The sequence below is a fragment of the Burkholderia sp. BCC1972 genome, assembly GCF_905339605.1.
Classification (GTDB): Bacteria; Pseudomonadota; Gammaproteobacteria; order Burkholderiales; family Burkholderiaceae; genus Burkholderia.
This window is the reverse complement of record NZ_CAJPGH010000029.1, coordinates 39,652-56,405: the sequence shown is the minus strand read 5'-3', so window position 1 is coordinate 56,405 and position 16,754 is coordinate 39,652. Positions and strand designations below refer to the sequence as shown.

General features: G+C 67.2%; 16 protein-coding genes. 5 read left to right on the top strand and 11 right to left on the bottom strand.

The annotated features are described in order from the left end of the window. Positions 1-17: 17 nt before the first annotated feature. The 5 genes from U5798_RS30850 to U5798_RS30830 form a co-directional block, all read right to left on the bottom strand. Complete coding sequence (locus tag U5798_RS30850; protein ID WP_322084188.1) at positions 18-974, bottom strand: alpha/beta hydrolase; 957 nt, start codon at positions 972-974, stop codon at positions 18-20. Positions 975-1,017: 43 nt separating this feature from the next. Beyond that, a complete protein-coding gene (locus U5798_RS30845; RefSeq protein ID WP_322084187.1) occupies positions 1,018-1,506 on the bottom strand; it encodes a thioesterase family protein in 489 nt (162 codons plus the stop codon). Positions 1,507-1,509: 3 nt separating this feature from the next. After that, a complete protein-coding gene (locus U5798_RS30840; protein WP_011354221.1) occupies positions 1,510-2,475 on the bottom strand; it encodes an L-carnitine dehydrogenase in 966 nt (321 codons plus the stop codon). Positions 2,476-2,561: 86 nt separating this feature from the next. Further along, a complete protein-coding gene (locus U5798_RS30835; RefSeq protein WP_124455208.1) occupies positions 2,562-3,491 on the bottom strand; it encodes a 3-keto-5-aminohexanoate cleavage protein in 930 nt (309 codons plus the stop codon). Positions 3,492-3,552: 61 nt separating this feature from the next. Further along, a complete protein-coding gene (locus U5798_RS30830; protein WP_124455209.1) occupies positions 3,553-4,506 on the bottom strand; it encodes a choline ABC transporter substrate-binding protein in 954 nt (317 codons plus the stop codon). 375 nt (positions 4,507-4,881) lie between these two features. Between U5798_RS30830 and U5798_RS30825 the strand changes: the two genes are divergently transcribed. After that, positions 4,882-6,657, top strand: a complete 1,776-nt coding sequence (locus tag U5798_RS30825; RefSeq protein WP_322084186.1) for a SulP family inorganic anion transporter — start codon at positions 4,882-4,884, stop codon at positions 6,655-6,657. Between the two features lie 37 nt (positions 6,658-6,694). Then, positions 6,695-8,221 carry a CHAD domain-containing protein gene (locus U5798_RS30820; RefSeq protein ID WP_322084185.1) on the top strand — a complete coding sequence of 509 codons (1,527 nt, stop codon included), beginning with the start codon at positions 6,695-6,697 and terminating at the stop codon, positions 8,219-8,221. Positions 8,222-8,282: 61 nt separating this feature from the next. Here the strand turns inward: U5798_RS30820 and U5798_RS30815 are convergent, their stop codons facing one another. The 6 genes from U5798_RS30815 to U5798_RS30790 are packed head-to-tail and all read right to left on the bottom strand — an operon-like array spanning position 8,283 to position 12,237. Continuing rightward, positions 8,283-8,771 (bottom strand): c-type cytochrome, encoded by a 489-nt coding sequence (locus U5798_RS30815; RefSeq protein WP_124455212.1) that lies wholly within the window; start codon positions 8,769-8,771, stop codon positions 8,283-8,285. 53 nt (positions 8,772-8,824) lie between these two features. Beyond that, positions 8,825-9,325, bottom strand: a complete 501-nt coding sequence (locus tag U5798_RS30810; RefSeq protein WP_322084184.1) for a cytochrome c — start codon at positions 9,323-9,325, stop codon at positions 8,825-8,827. Then, positions 9,322-9,855, bottom strand: coding sequence for a methylamine dehydrogenase light chain (locus U5798_RS30805; protein ID WP_124455214.1), 534 nt, complete (start codon positions 9,853-9,855; stop codon positions 9,322-9,324). The genes U5798_RS30810 and U5798_RS30805 overlap by 4 nt, the downstream gene beginning before the upstream one ends. A gap of 39 nt (positions 9,856-9,894) precedes the next feature. Next, complete coding sequence (gene mauD / locus U5798_RS30800; RefSeq protein WP_322084183.1) at positions 9,895-10,521, bottom strand: methylamine dehydrogenase accessory protein MauD; 627 nt, start codon at positions 10,519-10,521, stop codon at positions 9,895-9,897. Further along, positions 10,518-11,072, bottom strand: coding sequence for a MauE/DoxX family redox-associated membrane protein (locus U5798_RS30795; RefSeq protein WP_322084182.1), 555 nt, complete (start codon positions 11,070-11,072; stop codon positions 10,518-10,520). Before U5798_RS30795 ends, mauD begins: the two co-directional genes overlap by 4 nt. Before the next feature lie 7 nt (positions 11,073-11,079). After that, positions 11,080-12,237, bottom strand: coding sequence for an amine dehydrogenase large subunit (locus tag U5798_RS30790; protein ID WP_322084181.1), 1,158 nt, complete (start codon positions 12,235-12,237; stop codon positions 11,080-11,082). A gap of 243 nt (positions 12,238-12,480) precedes the next feature. Here U5798_RS30790 and U5798_RS30785 point away from each other — a divergent pair, with 243 nt between their 5' ends. From U5798_RS30785 to U5798_RS30775, 3 genes are all read left to right on the top strand, one after another. Beyond that, positions 12,481-13,443 carry a helix-turn-helix domain-containing protein gene (locus U5798_RS30785; RefSeq protein WP_322084180.1) on the top strand — a complete coding sequence of 321 codons (963 nt, stop codon included), beginning with the start codon at positions 12,481-12,483 and terminating at the stop codon, positions 13,441-13,443. 125 nt (positions 13,444-13,568) lie between these two features. Continuing rightward, complete coding sequence (locus U5798_RS30780) at positions 13,569-14,513, top strand: GlxA family transcriptional regulator (RefSeq protein ID WP_322084179.1); 945 nt, start codon at positions 13,569-13,571, stop codon at positions 14,511-14,513. 478 nt (positions 14,514-14,991) lie between these two features. After that, complete coding sequence (locus tag U5798_RS30775) at positions 14,992-16,704, top strand: M36 family metallopeptidase (protein WP_322084178.1); 1,713 nt, start codon at positions 14,992-14,994, stop codon at positions 16,702-16,704. Positions 16,705-16,754 lie beyond the last annotated feature (50 nt).

Here is a 16,754-nt window from a genome sequence, read left to right as displayed (position 1 = left end):
CCTCCCGGAAACGCCCGCTACGCGTGTGGTGCGAGCAAAAACCCGCCGACCATCCGGTGCATGCGTGCGGCCTGCGGGCTCGTCCCGAGCGCGCGCCAGCAGCCGTGCACCAGTCCTTCTCCCATCCAGCCGTGCGCGAGCCCGCCGGCCGCGCGAATCCGTTCGACGTACACGCGCGCGTCGTCGCGCAGCGGATCGTGTTCCGCGCCGATCGCGAGCACCGGCGGCAGGCCGTCGAAACGCGCCGCCTCGAGCGGCACCGACGCGCGCAACAGCGGGTTATCTGCCCGCAGCACGGCGGACAAATCACCATCCCAGTACAGTTCACGATAGCGACGCACGTCGTCGAGCGTCAGCATCGGCGCGTGCGCTTCCGTCTCGCGCGCGGGCGATTGCGGTTCGAAGCCGAGCATCGGATAGACGAGCGCGACGCCGTCGACGTTGCGTTCGTCCGCATCGCGCAGCGCGGTGGCCACGGCCGCCGCGATCATCCCGCCCGCGCTGTCGCCCGCGAGCGTCAATGGATGCACGCACGGCCCGAACGGCCAGCGTGCGTCGCGTGCGGCGCGTGTGACTTCCAGGCAATCTTCGAGTGCGGCCGGCGCGCGGTGTTCGGGCGCAAGGCGATAGTCGACGGCGATCACGTCGAGCCCCGTGTCGGCCGCGAGTTGCGCGGTGATCAGCGCATGGCTGTCGAGCGAGCCGACGACGAAACCGCCGCCATGAAAAAACAGCACCGTGCCGCGCGATGAGCCATGTGCGGACGCATAGCGCCGCAGTGCGATCGCGCGCCCGTCCGGCGCATGCCACACGGCGTCCTGCTGCACGATGCCGGGCGGCAGCGCGGCCGGCGTCCATTCGGCCGCGAAGCGGTCGTAGAGGCGGCGCTGCTCGCCGGGCGAGCGCGCCGCCGCATCGGCCGGGTACCACGCGTCGACGGCGGCGACGAACGCCTCGATTTCCGGCTCGAGCATCGTGCGCGCTCCGCAGTCGAGAGTTGAAAGATGACGAGCGCCGCTAGCGGCGCGGCGGCAGCCCGATCACGCGGCCCGCATAGGCAGGCGCCGCGCAATCGCGCTGCAACGCGTGCAGCTCGGCCACGCGTGCAGCCACGTCCTCGTCGAACGGCGCCGATTTCGCGCCGTCGCGCGTATCGACGTGCAGCAGCATCTGCTCGCTCGCCGATACCGCGTCGTCATGCCCTTGCGCGAACAGTTCGAGATACAGGTGCAGCCGCTTTGCGTCGTGCGCGAGCACACGCGCATCGACGCGCACCTGCGTGCCCTCCTTGATCTCGTGCAGGTAGTTCACGTGCGCTTCGAGCGTGTAGACCGAGCGCCCCCGCTCGCGACGTGCGGTGTCGTCGAGCCCGATGCGATCGAGCAACGCATCGGTCGCGAAGCTGAAGATCAGCAGGTAGAACGCATCGCGCAGGTGGCCGTTGTAATCGACCCATTCGGGCCGCACCACGTCGCGGTAAATCGTCAGCGGGGTATCGCCCGTCATCGTCTAGTCCTCGAATCGCATCCCGTGCCGCGCCTTCACCGCGGCGATCGACTTCAGCACCTCGGTGATGCACTCGTCGCGATAGCGTTCGAGTTCCTTGATGCTGCGCGTGCCCTGCTGTTCGGTCGTGCCTTCGACGACGCTGTCGATCAGCGCGTCGGTCAACGTCGGCGCGACCAGCTTCGTCCACGGCAGTTCGAGCGCCGGGCCGAACTGCTGCATGAAGTGTCGCATGCCCGCGTCGCCGCCGGCCAGCGTGTAGGTCAGGAACGTGCCCATGAACGACCAGCGGATGCCCGCGCCGAAGCGGATCGCATCGTCGATCTCGCCGGTCGTCGCGACGCCTTCGTTGACCAGGTGCAGCGCCTCGCGCCACAGCGCTTCGAGCAGGCGATCGGCGATGAAGCCCGGCACCTCCTTGCGCACGTGCAGCGGCCGCATGCCGAGCTTGCGATAGATCTCCATCGCGCCTTCGACCGCTTCCGGCGACGTGCGCGCCCCGCCGAGCACCTCGACGAGCGGCAGCAGGTAGACGGGGTTGAACGGGTGGCCGACCACGCAGCGCTCGGGATGCGTCGCCCGCGCGTAGAAATCGGTCGGCAGCAGCCCCGACGTCGACGACGCGATGATCGCGTCGGGCTTCGCCGCGCGGCTGATCTGTTCGTGCAGTTCGAGCTTCAGCGCCTCGCGCTCGGGCGCACTTTCCTGGATGAAATCGGCATCGGCGACGCACGCCTCGATCGTCGAGACGAAGCGCAGCCGCGCGGGATCGGCGCCCGGCGCGAGGCCGACGCGCTCGAGCGCGGGCCATGCGTTCGCGACGTTCGCGCGCAGCCGCTCTTCCGCGCCCGGCGCCGGGTCCCACACGACCACGTCGAGACCGTGCGCGAGCGCACGGGAAATCCACCCGCTGCCGATCACGCCGGTGCCGATGGCGGCGAACGTCTTGATGTCGGTCTTCACAGCCATGTCAACGCATCCTTCAAATCAGGGGAAATCGGTGGGCGGCCACGCCTGGATGCGTGCTGCCGCGTCATGTCAGTCGGCGCGGGAACTCACGCGAATTCGGCGATCGCGCGACGTTCGAGCAGACGCTCGCCGCGCGCCGGCAGGCCGAGCTTGCGGCGGCCTTCGGCCGGCGTCAGCACGCGGCCGCCGAGCCGTTCGACGATCTCGCGGGCGCGCTCGACGAGCGTGCCGTTGGTCGCATGCACGCCGCGATCGAGCCAGATGTTGTCTTCGAGACCGACGCGCACGTGGCCGCCGAGCAGCATCGCCTGCGCGACCATCGGCATCTGCATGCGGCCGATCCCGAAGCCGGCCCAGTGCGCACCCGGCGGCAGGTTGTCGACCATCGCCTTCATCGTGCCCGTATCGGCCGGTGCGCCCCACGGAATGCCGAGGCACAGCTGGAACAGCGGCGGATTGTCGAGCAGTCCTTCCTTCAGCAGTTGCTTCGCGAACCACAGATGGCCCGTATCGAAGATCTCCAGTTCCGGCTTCACGCCGAGTTCCTGGATGCGTTTCGCGCCGGCGCGCAGCTGCGCGGGCGTCGACACGTAGATGTAGTCGCCGTCGCCGAAATTCAGCGTGCCGCAGTCGAGCGTGCAGATCTCGGGCAGCAGGTCCTCGACGTGCGCGAGACGTGTGAGGCCGCCGACCAGGTCGGTGCCCTTGCCGAAGCGCATCGGATCCTCGCCCGGGCCGATCTCGAGATCGCCGCCCATGCCGGCCGTCAGGTTGATGATCACGTCGACGTCGGCCGAGCGGATGCGGTCGACCACTTCGCGGTACAGGTTCGGGTCGCGGCTGCCGCGGCCCGTCTGCGGATCGCGCACGTGGCAATGCGCCACCGTCGCACCGGCCTTCGCGGCCTCGATCGCGGCTGCCGCGATTTCCTTCGGCGTGACGGGAATCGCCGGATGCTTGCCGACCGTGTCGCCCGCGCCGGTGACGGCGCAGGTGATGATGACTTCATGGTTCATGCTGGGTGCCTCGCTTGATTCGGGTTGTGTCGCATTGCTGGGGTGGCGCGGGCGCCGGCCGTCACAGGCCGAGATACGCCTTCACGGCAGGCAGGCCGTCCTTGCCGTCGAACGTCTTGACGCCCGCGAGCCACGGATCGAGCACCTGCGGATTCTTCTTCAGGTAGGCCTTCGCGGCCTCGGCCGGCTTCGTCTTGTTCATCACCGACTGCATCAGCTGATTCTCGAGCTGCGTCGAGAAGCGCAGGTTCGTGACGAGCTTGCCCGCGTTCGGGCACCGCGAAATGAAGTCGGGCGCGGTGAGCGTGTACACGCGCGCCTCGCCGTAGTTCGGCCCGAACGACGCGTCGCCGCCGGACAGGTAGTTCATGCTGAGCTGGATGTTCATCGGATGCGGTTCCCACCCGAGGAAAACAACCCACTTCTTCTCGCGGACCGCGCGCTCGACCGTCACCAGCATCCCGGCCTCGCTCGATTCGACGAGCTTGAAGCCGCCGAGCCCGTACTGGTTCGTGTCGATCATCTTCTGGATCGTCGCGTTCGCGCTGCTGCCCGGCTCGATCCCGTAGATCTTGCCGTCGAGTTCAGCGCGGTGCTTCGCGATGTCCTCGAAGGTCTTCAGGCCTGCCTGGTATTCATAGCTCGGCACCGCGAGCGTCGCCTTCGCACCGGACAGGTTCGGCGGCTCGACGACGTTGATCGACTTGCTGTCGAGGAACGGCTGGAGTTGCTTCTGCTGCACCGGCCACCAGTAGCCGAGCGACACGTCGAGCTGCTTGCTCTTGAGACCGGCGAACGAGATCGGCACCGACGCGATCGTCGTGGTCGGCTTGTAGCCGAGCGCCTCGAACACGGTCGACGCGAGCGCCGTGGTCGACGTGATGTCGGTCCAGCCGATATCCGCGAAACGCACGGTACGGCAGGTCGCGGCATCGGTCTCGGCCAGCGCCGCGTTCGTGAACGCGCCGGTCGCCAGCACGGCCGCGGCAAGCGCGGCGATCTTCGTCGACTTCATGGTTCGGTTCCTCCCGGTTGGTCTCGCGGCAGCCGGTGCGCGGAGTGTGCGCCGGCCTGCATCGTGGGAGTAAAAGTAACGAGCCATATTCGCCGCGAGAAGACCGCCGGCGACCTGTTCTTGACTATTTGCGACTATGAGTGGAAACCACTACGTACGGGCTGTGTCAGGCGTGACAGGGGTTTTCCGTGGGCTTTGACGGGGATTGGCTTGTCCGGATGCGGCGTTGCGGGAGGCCGACCAGGCGTGCTTCGAAGACGGTGTTCGAGCGGGCCTGATGATGGCAAGATTCGGATTCAGGCAGCGCGACATATCCGTGGTCGTGATCAGGTCGATTCCGCCCACGATTCCACCCGGGTTCCTCGACACCCTCCGATGAACAGGAAAAGCCGTCCCCGCCAGCACACGGCACCACCGGCCCGCAAGCCCGCCGGTGGTCCGCTGCAGTGGATCAACGGACTCACCGTGGCGCGTGGCTATCAATTGCCGTGGCTGCCTCACGATCTGCTTGCCGGCGTCACGCTCAGTGCCGTTCTCGTGCCTGCCGGCATGGCATACGCGCAGGCGGCGGGCCTGCCCGCCGTCAACGGGCTCTATGCATCGTTTGCCGCGATGCTTGCGTATGCGCTCTTTGGCCCAAGCCGCATCCTCGTCCTCGGACCCGACTCCGCGCTGGTCGCGCTGATCGCCGCAAGCATCATGCCGCTTGCTCGCGGCGACGCCACTCACGCGCTGGCGCTTGCCGGGGCGCTCGCGATACTCACGGGCGCGATCTGTATCGCGGTCGGGGCGCTCAGGCTCGGATTCGTCACCGAGCTTCTGTCGCTGCCCATCCGGTACGGTTTTCTGAACGGCATCATGCTGACGATCGGCATCGGACAGTTGCCAAGGCTGCTTGGTTACGAAGGCAAGGGCGAATCGTTCGTCGAGCAGGTGCGCGACGTGGTGGAAGGCATCTCGGCATCGAAGGTGAACGCAACATCGTTCGCGCTCGGCGTCGCTGCGCTCGTGCTGATACTCGCCTGCAAACGGCTCTGGCCCAAGGCGCCAGGCGTGCTGCTCGCCGTGGCGGGCGCGACGGTCGCGGTGATGTGCTTCGATCTGTCCCGGCGCGCGGGCGTCGCAACCGTCGGCGCGATCGCGCAAGGCCTGCCCGTGCCGCGCATCCCCCGTGTCGCCCTCGGCGACTGGCTGCATCTCGCTGGTAGCGCAGCAGCGATCGCGCTCGTTTCGTTCACGGATATCAGCGTGCTGTCACGGACCTACGAACTGCGCAACGACACCCGCGTGGACCGGAATCACGAATGCGTCGCGCTCGGGCTGTCGAACATTGCCGCCGGTCTGGTGCAGGGGTTCGCAGTGAGCGCGAGCGGATCCCGCACGCCCGTCGCGGAGGCGGCGGGCGCAAAGACCCAGGCGACCGGTGTGGTGGCCGCCGCCGTCGTCGCCGCGCTGCTCCTGTTCGCGCCACGCGCGCTTGCGCATACGCCGCAATCCGCGCTGGCTGCCGTCGTGATTGCAGCATGCCTGAACATGGTCGAGGTGCGGGGCGTCACGCGGCTTTATCGTCTGCGCAAAAGCGAATTCGTCCAGGCGGTGGTGTGCTTCGTCGGCGTTGCAGTCCTTGGTGTCGTGAACGGCATTGCACTGGCGCTGCTGCTCACCGTACTGTCGTTTCTATGGCGTGCGTGGCGACCTTACGACGCCGTGCTCGGGCGAGTCGACGGCATGAAGGGCTATCACGACGTGTCGCGCCACCCGGAAGCACGGCGCGTACCCGGGCTCGTGCTGCTGCGCTGGGATGCGCCGCTCTTTTTCGCCAATGGGGAAATCTTTCGTGAGCGCGTGCTGCGCGCCGTCGACGAGTCGCCCGAGCCGGCGCGCTGGATCGTCATCGCGGCGGAGCCCGTGACCAATATCGATCTGACCGCCGCCGATGTGCTCGAACGGCTGCACGGCGAACTGGCGGCGCGACAGGTCAAGCTGGTCTTCGCGGAGCTGAAGGGCCCCGTCAAGGACAGCCTCAAGCACTACGGCATGTACGGCATGTTCGGCGACAGCTACCTCTTCCCGACGATCGGCGAAGCGGTAAACCGTTATGTGGAAACGCATCAGATCGAGTGGCACGACTGGGAAGACGCCCGCAGATAGGGTGTAGTCTGATAGTCAGCGACACATCGGAGGCGGTATGGAACGAGAGCTGAAGCTGCGGGTTTCCGTCAAGGATCTCGACAAGGTGCGCCACGCACCGCTACTTGCGAAGTCCGGCGGTACCCACGCGCGTCAACAGCTGACGAGCACGTACTTCGACACTTCCGCGCTTGAATTTCACAAATGTGCGGCTTCGCTGCGCGTACGTGCGGTCGGCAACGACAGGATCCAGACATTGAAACTGGAAGGGTCGCCGCAGGCCGGCCTCTTCGATCGGGACGAATTCGAGATGCCGGTCGACGGCGACGTCCCCGATCTGAGACTGCTGCGGGACAAACTCCCCGACGACAGCGACTGCGGCCGCCTGGTTCGCGACGATGCCACGGCACCCGATCTCCACCCCGTGTTCGTCACGCGGATCAAGCGGACGGTTTTACCGCTGCGCCTGCCGTCCGGCGATGAGGTCGAGGTTGCGCTCGACAAGGGGACGGTCGACGCGGATTCGAATTCGGTCCCGATCGCCGGAGTCGAACTGGAGCTGAAGCGAGGCCGCCCTGAAAACCTGTACGGCATCGCACTGGAGTTGCTCGACACCGTGCCATTGCGCATCGATCACGAGAGCAAGGCCGATCTCGGCTACGAACTGCTCGTCGCCGAGCACCAGCCGGCCGTCAAGGCAAAACCGGTGCAACTGAAGAAGCACGATTCAGTCGAAGACGCCTTCTGTCGGATCGTGCGCAACTGCCTGGACCAGGTCCACGCGAATGAGCGCGGCGTCGAATCGGGCCATGATCCGTCGAGCGTTCATCAGATGCGCGTGGGGCTTCGTCGGCTGCGTTCGGCGCTCGACCTGTTCGAGAAGGTGATTCCCGCGTATCCCGGCCTTGACGACGAGTTGCGCTGGATCGCCGGCGAGCTCGGCGCCGCGCGTGACTGGGAAGTGCTTGCCGGAACGACGCTCGAGCGTGCCGGCACGAACGGCAATGCGGACGAGATCCGCGCGGTCCGCGACGCCTGCCAGCGCATTGCCGTCACCCATCGCCAGCTTGCGGCCACCGCCATCCAGGCGGTACGCTACACGCGTCTCGCGTTGCAGCTGGCGTCATGGTTGAACCGAAAGGGCTGGCGCGACGGGATGTCCGACGAACAGCGCGATGCGATCATGCAGCCCGCGAGTCCTTTCGCTCACGACGTTCTGCGTCACCGGCACCGGAAACTGATCAAGCGCGGCAAAAAGCTCGCCGATCTCGACGATCATCGTCGTCACCGTGCCCGCATCGCGGCGAAGAAGGTCCGGTACGCGACGGAATTCTTCGCGTCGCTGTGCCGCAAGCAAGCCGTCCGATCATATGTCGGCGCGCTGACCGCGCTTCAGGATGATCTGGGCTGGCGTAACGATGTCGTGGTCGCGGATCACCTCCTGAAGTCGCTGCCTCGCACAGCGCCCGACGCCGCGCCGGGCGCGGGCTTTGCTCGCGGCTTTCTGGCCGCGCGTGCCGCGGCCGATCATCAGGCGATGAAGAAGCTGTGGGGCCGCTTCAAGCGGCTGTCGCCACCGCACTGAACCGGCGCGGTGCCAGTTGGAACGCTCACGATCCATTACGCCGGCCCATCGACGTGCTGGATCAGTAGCGGTCGGCGACACCATCGATCCCGCGCTCGTGCAGTTCGCGCACCAGCCCCGCACGCATCGTCGCGACATCCGAAAACGCGGGCCGCCGATGCGCGGCGATTTCGGCAGCCGTATACGGCGTGAAATCGCGCGGCAGCGCATCACGGTTCATCGTCGTGAGCACCCAGTTCAGCACGTCGGCCAGTTCGCGATCCGACAACGCCGAATTCGACGCGCCGGGCACGCGCATCACGTACTCGCGCCCGGCCGGCAGATGCGTGAAATAGCCGAGCGAATTCGCGAGCGGCGGCACCTTGCCCGGAATGCCGCCGCCCGTCGCCGTATGGCAGCCCATGCAGTTGAGCACCCAGTGCTGCCGCGCGAGCGCGGCATCGGCCGCGCCGTCGGCATGCGCGGGCGATGCGACCGCGACGGCGGCAGCGCCTGCCAACAGCAGCCACGACGACAGGCGCCGCGAGAGAGCGCCGTGCCGCGACGACAACGCACCCCGCGTGCCCTGCGCGGAGGCGCTCGCACGAGACGCGCAAGCGCCGTTCACAGGCCGAGCCCCTTGACCACCACCGCGCGCTGCGCATGCACGTCCGTGCCGTCCATCTGCTTCGCGCGTGCCGCACGGATATCGGCCGCGGTGAACGGCTTCGCGTCGCCGTGCTGCGCGTTGAGGTCGAACACGACGTAGTTCAGCACATGTGCAATGTCATCGTCGCTCGCACTCGCGAACGAAGGCATCTTGAAGTTGTAGTGCTTGTCGTGCACCTCGATCTCGCCGAACATCCCGTGCAGCAGCGTCGCGATCAGTTGCGCCCGCCCGGCCTCGGCCGCCGCGTACTTGCCCGGATACTCAGTCAGCGGCGGCGCGAGGCCGTCCTGCCCTTTCCCGCCCGCCTGGTGGCACACCGCGCACTGCGCGTCGAACAGGCCTTTCCCGGCCGGGTAATGCACGGTGTCCTGCGCGCCGGCCGCGTGCGGCAACGTGAAGGCCGCGACAGCCGTCATGCATGCAAAGACCCGCTTTCCTGCTTGCTTCACTTTCATTGCTTTGCCGCTCCCAGCAGAACCGAAACCGAACAGTGGTAATTCGAATTACCGTTCGCCATGCACCAGTTGATGTCGTTGTTCAACGACAGCTTGTACAGCGGCTTCTCGCGCTCGTTGCGGTTGCAGAAGCACTTGCCGCACGACGTCTTGCCGCAGCAGTCGTTGTACGACACGATGTAGTCCGAACCGTCGTGCGGATTGCGGCAGGTGCCGATCCACGTGATCGGCGACGGCGTCGTGCCGGGCGGGCAGCTGCTCGACGTGCCGCCGCAGCAGCTGCAGAGCCAGCCGTCGATCGCGCAGTATTTCCAGTAGTCGCAGCTCGTCGGGTCGTCGCTCGCACCGGCGGTGGCGCCGGACGCACCCGACGCCGCATCGGCCGCATATGCGGTGCGGTCGACCGGCAGCAGCGGCAGCAGCGCCGATCCCACCAGCACCTTGCCGAGCTTCGCCATCGCGCTGCGCCGCGAACTGTGCTGCGCGACGCCGCGCGCCGACCGCTCGAACCATGAATCAAACAGGCCCATGTCGTTGTTCTCCCATGACGTTGTAAATGGATCGGCCGGTCATGCGTGCCGCGCGTGTGCGTCGTGGCTGTGATCGCCGTGCACGAACTGCTGCAGCGAAGCGACGCCGCGCTCCTTCGCCTCGAACAGGCTCTCGAGATGCTCGCGCGTGTTGACGAGCCCCTTTGCGCGCACGGTGCCGGTTTCGTCGAGCAGTACCGCGTACGGCAGCTTGCCGATCTGGTACGCGAGGCCGAGTTCCTGCGACAGCACGTACGGGAAGCGCGCGAGGTCGTGTTTTTGCGCGAAGCGCGCGTGTTCGTCGAAATCGCCGTCGCTCGCGAGCACGATGTTCACCGCCATCGATTCGCTTGCCTGCAGCGACGGCAGCAGCGGCAGCAATTTCTTGCAGACCGGGCACGTCGGCGACAGGAAGAACAGCAGCGTCGCGTTGCCCGACGCGTCGATGCCGCCGACCTTCACCTGCGAGCCGCGGATGTCGGTCAGTTCGAACGTCGGCGCGATCGCACCGACCGCCGGCCCCTTGTCGATCATCAGCGCGCCGGCCGGCATGATGCGTTCGTACAGGATGCCGATCTGGCGCACCAGCGCGAGGCCGATCGCGCCGAGCGCGAGGACGGCCACCCACAGCAGGGCGGTGGAAACGGTAAGAGCGGTTTGCATCATGAATTCCTCAGGTGGGAAAGGCGCGGTACGTTGGCGAGCAGCACGTCGACGGTGAGCAGCGCGCAGACGATCAGCAGCACGGAGAAGAACAGCGTCAGGTAGTCGAACCACACGACGGCGCGCGTGCCCGGTTCGACGAACGCGGTGGCGGCCAGTGCGACGAGCAGCAGTACGCGGCCGACATGCAGCCAGCCGATGCCGCGCGGCGCATCCGTGCGTGCAGTGGTAAAGCCGGAGCAGCCGCAGTCGATGTCGGTATGGCCGCGCAGCAGGTTGATCGCGAGCCCGGCCGCGAAGGCCAGCAGCAGCGCGATCAGGCCGATCGCGCCGGCCGTGCGCGTATCGGGAAACAGCAGCGCCGCGGCGCCGAGCGCTTCCGCGAGCGGAAGCGCGAACGCGACGGGCGCGGTCAGCGCATCGGGCAGCAGCCGGTAGCCGGCGAGCGCCTGCCGGAACGCGGCGGGCCGGCGCATCTTCGCGAAGGCGCCGAGCAGCACGACGGCAGCCGCGCCGGCCTGCGCGCTGGTGGCGAGTACGGGATCGAGCGTCATCGCGGCCTCACGGGTTGACGAGCAGCGTCGACGTATTGCCGATCTGCTTCTCGACGTGCTGCAGCTTGCCGGTGCGCGCATCCATCACGACGAGGTCGGACGCCGCCGTCAGCCCGTAGAACAGCGGCTTGTCGTCCTCGCTGACCTGGATCGACACGAGCGGCTCGATCTTCTGCTGCGCGAGATCCCAGCGCGCGACGCGCTGCTTCGTCTTCAGGTCGACCACCCACACCTGCGTGCCGGGATCCTTGTGCGAGCCGTCGGTGCCCTTGTGCATCAGCACGTAGTAGCGGTTCTGCTTCGCCTGCACGGCCGTCTGCTGCATGCCGCCCGGGCGCCAGCCTTCGGCGCGTTCGGCGTCCGTCAGCAGCGACCACGGCTTGCCGAACAACGGCTTGTCGCCGCTGAAGTCGGCGCTACGCACGTTGCCGCCGTAGGTCGTGAACAGGTAGCCGCCCTGGTACCGCGACGCGTTCACGAACGCCGGATCCTTGTCGACGTCGATGAACGCGTCCGACATCGCGCGCTTCGTCTCCTTGCCGTTCGCGTCGAGCGTGACGGTCAGCGCCTTGCCGCTTTCGCACAGCGCGGTGAAGCGGTCGTTGCCCGACGGATACGCGAGCACGCAGGCGGCCGTGTCGATCTCCGACAGCACCTTCTTCGACACCGCGTCGATCACCGTCATCGACGCGGCCGGCGTGATGTTCGCGACATACAGCCGCTTGCCGTCGGCGCTGAACGCGGTGTTGTACGGCGACGGCACATGCTGTGCGTGCTTCGCCGGAATCGCGATCTCGCCCGTGTGATCGAGCGTCGTGTTGTCGGTCATCTCGACGACGTCGGTACGCGTGCCGTGCGAGCCGCGCGAGAAGTAGGTCGTCGCGACGAAGCTCGTCTTGTGATCCGGCGAAATCGCGAGGCCGGGGCCGAAGCCGCCGTCGATCTGGCCGAGCAGCTTCTTCGCGTCGCCGTCGTACACATAGATGCGCCCGTCGGTCATCGACGGCATCGAGATATCGACGACATAGACCTCGTGCGGATGCCACGGCGGCATCTTCTGCACGACCAGTTCCTCGGGCTTTTCCGTCGCGTTCGCGCTGCCGGCCCACGCCGCCGCGAACGCCAGCGTCGCCGCGAGCGCCGCGGTTCGTCGCCTTGTCCTCATGTCGCCTCCAGTTGGGGATTCACGTAATGTGGGGCGACTGTAGTTCGACAATAAATCCGGTCAGCACCAGGACCGGCAACGCGTGCGTGCCGATTCGGGATATTGGAAATGCGCGCGAAAGCCTCGTCGCCGCGTGCCCTCCGACCCTCTGGAGAATGCACGCGGAATAGCGCTCCTCCTTATTGCGCCGACCGCTCGGTCGGTTTAATCTTTCGCGGTCCTGCTCGATCCCCCGGAGGCCCAGTGTTCGTGCTTCACGAGATGTTCGACGACGCGGACCGGCATGCCGAGGCGCTGCGCGGCTGGAACCAGCGCTACGACCAGATCGGTCCGGGCTCGTACCGCAGCGCGGTCAAGCACGCGGTGCTCGACGGCCTGCAGCTGTTCCAGGAAGCCGCGAACGTGCGCATCATCCAGCGCGGCCGGCTGCCGCCCGGCCATACGGTGTTCGGCATGCCGCTCACCGGCGCCGGTGCGTTCGCGTTCGGCGGCGCGCGCATCGAACGCGGCACGATGGTGGTGGCGCGTGGCGGCGCACCGTTCGAACTGCACTCGCCCGACGACATGTCGCTGATCGGCGTCGTCGTCGATGCCGGGCTGCTGCAGCAGGTCGAGGATGCAGCCGATGTGCGGCTCGATGAAACGACGCTGCGGCGCGGCGTCGTCGACATGCCGGCCGCCGTGCTGATGCGCGCGAGCGTGCAGATCGCGACGCAGCTCGAACGCGTGCTGTCTTCGCCCGAAACGTACGGCGACGCCCGCGTGCAGCGCGAGCTGCGCGGCGAAGTCGGCAACGTGCTCGTCGATCTCCTCGCGTGCCGGATGCCCGAGCCGTCGAACCGGCTCACGCACGCATGCCGCGCCGATATCGTGCGCCGCGTGCACGACTACGTGATCGAGCACCCGGAAGCGCCGGTCGACGTGCTGAGCCTGTGCGCGCAGTTGCGCGTGAGCCGGCGCACGATGCAGAACAGCTTCCAGTCGGTCGTGCAGACGAGCCCGTTGCACTACGTGCGCTCGCTGCGCCTGTCGCAGGTGCGCCGCATGCTGCTCGACACGCGGCAGGCCGATCTGCCGATCAGCGATGCGGCCGCGCACTGGGGCTTCATCCATCTCGGCCATTTCGCGAACGCGTACAAGGCGCAATTCGGCGAACTGCCGTCGACCACCGCGCGCCGTTCCGTGCGCAGCGCGAAAACGCGCTGACACGCGCAAAACCCGCGATAATCTCCCGCTGACCGTTCGGCGCGTGCGAACCGGCGCGGCCTGTGCCCGCCCCATCGCCGCCCCGTGCGCCGCGTGACGACCACCGGATTCGATCCCCTGCCCCGATGCCCGAGGATTTCCATTTCCTGCTGCTGCCCGGCTTCTCCGCGCTCGGCTTCATGTCGGCGGTCGAACCGCTGCGCGTCGCGAACCGCTTTCGCACCGAGCTGTACCGCTGGCACGTGATCAGCGCCGACGGCGCGCCCGTCGCCGCGAGCAACGGCATTCCGGTCGCGGCCGAAGCCGCGTGCGCGGACGTCGACCAGGTCGACACCGTGTTCGTCGTCGCGGGCTTCGACCCGCTCGTGTGCTACACGCGCACGCTCGCCGACTGGCTGCGCCGCCAGCACCGGCATGGCGCAACGCTCGGCGGCATCGACACGGGCAGCTTCGTGCTCGCGGAAGCCGGGCTGTTCGACGCATCGCAGCCGCTCACGCTGCACTGGGAAGCGCTGGCCGCGTTCCGCGAACGCTATCCGGGCCTGAACGCGACGCAGGAGCTGTTCGAGATCGACGACCGGCGCATCACGTGCGCAGGCGGCACCGCGTCGATCGACATGATGCTCGACCTGATCGGCCGCCGGCACGGCGCCGACCTCGCGGCGGCCATCTCCGAGCAGTTCGTCGTCAGCCGCATCAGGCAGCGTTCGGACAGCCAGCGGCTCGAGATCGCCGCACGCTACGGCGTGCACAACCGCAAGCTGATCCAGGTGATCGGCACGATGCAGCAGCATATGGAGAACCCGCTCGGCTCCGACGCGCTCGCGCAGGATGTGTCGATCACGCGGCGCCAGCTCGAACGGCTGTTCAGCGCGACGCTGAACGACACGCCGACGCACTTCTACCTGAACCTGCGCCTCGATCGCGCCCGCGAACTGCTGCAGCAGACCGACATGAGCATCACGTCGGTGTGCGTCGCGTGCGGATTCGAATCGCCGTCGCATTTCTCGCGAACGTATCGCGCGCGGTTCGGCGTCAGCCCGCGCAGCGACCGGCGCGCGACGCGCTGATCGTCGCGCGTTTTAATCACAATCCAGCGCGGTATTGCGCGTTCCGGCAGCGTTTCCCGCCGCTCGCTGCACAATGCCGGCGATTGATCGGCGAACCGAAGCGGTCGTCGAAAATAATTTGGAATGTCGTTGAAAATGTTCTGTAACATATCAAACAAAGTTAGATAGGCAGCCTAACGACACGCATGCCGCATCCCGGCACGCGTCGCGCCACGCCGGCTGCCAACCAATATCGATCCGATCCGAGGGGTATGACATGACGATGCTCGCTTCGCCGTCGCCGCACCTGCCTGCCGTTCGCTTCTCCGCCGCCTCTTCCGCCTGTTTCTTTTCGACCTGACATTTAGGGTTCCTTAGTCAGTCGACACCCCCAACACCGCTTCGCCGCACCGGTTCCATCGAACCGGCGCGCGGGCCGTGTCGTGCCTGCGCGCCACGAACGCGCGGGCGTGTCCAACCGTTGAGATGAGGATCACGTATGCAGACATCACGCAAAGCATTGCCGCTCGCCCTGGGTCTCGCGCTCGGTTTCGGCATCGTCGGCGGCAGCCTGGCCGATACCAAAGTCTCGAATCCGCAGGCAGCGAGCCTGCGCGAAAGCCTGACGCGCGGCGTCGCGCCGCCAGCCGCGAAATCAGATACGGCCGGCGGGCAGTTCCGCGCGGACGGCGTCGCCGTCACGCTGTACAACCCCGCCTATCGCGTCAAGAAGGCCGCATCGACGCCCGCCGCGACCGCGCGCGACTTCGTCGCGTCGCAGGCGACGCAGCTCGGGCTCGACGCAGCCGCGCTTGCGAGCCTCGTCGTCACGTCGGAGCGCAACGACGCCGACTTCACCGTCGTGCGCCTGCAGCAGCAGGCCGCCGGGCTGCCCGTGTACGGCAGCGATATCGCGGTGACGGTCGCGAAGGACGGCCGCATCCTGTACGTCGCGAGCAATACGATCAACGGCGTGGTCGCGACGACGCGCAAGTCGCAGGCCGTCGACCAGCAGCAGGCGCTCGACCGCGCCCGCGCCTATCTCGGCGCGAGCGGCTTCACGAACCTCGATGCGCAGCTCGTCGCGTTCGTCGACAAGACCGGCACGCATACCGCGTGGAAAGTGCGCGGCCGCCCGCAGGACGGCCCGAAGGGCGACTGGGAATTGCTGATCGATTCCGGCAGCGGCGAAGTGCTGCGCGCCGAGGACAAGGCGTTCTATGCGACCGACGGCACCGGCTTCGTGTTCCGCCCCGACCCGCTTTCGCCGACGAAAAGCAGCTACGGCAGCACGGGCTACAAGGACAACAACGATGCCGACTCGACGCAGCTCACGGCCGCGCGCGTGCGCGTGACGCTGAAGGAGCTCGCGCAGTCGGGCTCGCGCTACACGCTGACGGGCCCGTACGCGGCGTGCATCGATTTCGATGCGCCGCTCGACAACGCGTGCCCCGCGCAGTCGACGCCCGCGTTCGAGTTCACGCGCGGCAACCTGTATTTCGAGGCCGTGAACGTGTACTACCACATCGACACGTTCCTGCGTTACGTGAACCAGACACTCGGCATCAAGGCGCTGCCTTACCAGTACACGGGCGGCGTGCAATACGACCCGCACGGCGAATCGGGCGACGACAACTCGTCGTACTCGTCGAGCAGCGGCCGGCTGACCTTCGGCCAGGGCGGTGTCGACGACGCGGAGGATGCGGACGTCGTGATCCACGAGCTCGGCCACGGCATCCACGACTGGGTGACGAACGGCGGCCTGTCGCAGCAGGAAGGGCTGTCCGAAGGCACCGGCGACTATCTCGCCGCCGCGTACAGCCGCGACTTCAACCAGTGGAGCCCGTCGGATGCGCAGTACCACTGGGTCTACAACTGGGACGGCCACAACGAGTTCTGGGGCGGCCGCGTGACCAACTGGAACGTCGGGCGCACCTATGCACAGGCGCGCGGCGCGGAGATCCATACGGCCGGCCAGTACTGGGCGTCGTGCAACCTCGTCGCGCGCGACGCGATCGGCGCGCAGGCGATGGACAAGGCGTTCCTGAAAGGGCTGTCGATGACCAACAGCTCGACCAACCAGAAGGCTGCCGCGCAGGCCGTGCTGACGGCCGCGTCCGCGCTCGGCTACAGCAACGCGCAACTCACGGCGATCGGCAACGCATACAACAAGAGCTGCACGTACGGCGTGACCGTTCCGCAGAAGTCGTAATGCCGCAGCAGGCGGGAGCGCAGCGCACGACCTGCGGCGCGCTCCCTTCA

Excerpts from the sequence above, each read along its gene's own strand:
- U5798_RS30810 (WP_322084184.1), bottom strand. The coding sequence starts at position 9,325 with ATGAAAGTGAAGCAAGCAGGAAAGCGGGTCTTTGCATGCATGACGGCT.
- U5798_RS30840 (WP_011354221.1), bottom strand. The coding sequence starts at position 2,475 with ATGGCTGTGAAGACCGACATCAAGACGTTCGCCGCCATCGGCACCGGC.
- U5798_RS30835 (WP_124455208.1), bottom strand. The coding sequence starts at position 3,491 with ATGAACCATGAAGTCATCATCACCTGCGCCGTCACCGGCGCGGGCGAC.
- U5798_RS30820 (WP_322084185.1), top strand. The coding sequence starts at position 6,695 with ATGGAACGAGAGCTGAAGCTGCGGGTTTCCGTCAAGGATCTCGACAAG.
- U5798_RS30775 (WP_322084178.1), top strand. The coding sequence starts at position 14,992 with ATGCAGACATCACGCAAAGCATTGCCGCTCGCCCTGGGTCTCGCGCTC.
- U5798_RS30830 (WP_124455209.1), bottom strand. The coding sequence starts at position 4,506 with ATGAAGTCGACGAAGATCGCCGCGCTTGCCGCGGCCGTGCTGGCGACC.
- mauD (WP_322084183.1), bottom strand. The coding sequence starts at position 10,521 with ATGATGCAAACCGCTCTTACCGTTTCCACCGCCCTGCTGTGGGTGGCC.
- U5798_RS30805 (WP_124455214.1), bottom strand. The coding sequence starts at position 9,855 with ATGGGCCTGTTTGATTCATGGTTCGAGCGGTCGGCGCGCGGCGTCGCG.
- U5798_RS30845 (WP_322084187.1), bottom strand. The coding sequence starts at position 1,506 with ATGACGGGCGATACCCCGCTGACGATTTACCGCGACGTGGTGCGGCCC.
- U5798_RS30825 (WP_322084186.1), top strand. The coding sequence starts at position 4,882 with ATGAACAGGAAAAGCCGTCCCCGCCAGCACACGGCACCACCGGCCCGC.
- U5798_RS30850 (WP_322084188.1), bottom strand. The coding sequence starts at position 974 with ATGCTCGAGCCGGAAATCGAGGCGTTCGTCGCCGCCGTCGACGCGTGG.
- U5798_RS30795 (WP_322084182.1), bottom strand. The coding sequence starts at position 11,072 with ATGACGCTCGATCCCGTACTCGCCACCAGCGCGCAGGCCGGCGCGGCT.
- U5798_RS30790 (WP_322084181.1), bottom strand. The coding sequence starts at position 12,237 with ATGAGGACAAGGCGACGAACCGCGGCGCTCGCGGCGACGCTGGCGTTC.
- U5798_RS30780 (WP_322084179.1), top strand. The coding sequence starts at position 13,569 with ATGCCCGAGGATTTCCATTTCCTGCTGCTGCCCGGCTTCTCCGCGCTC.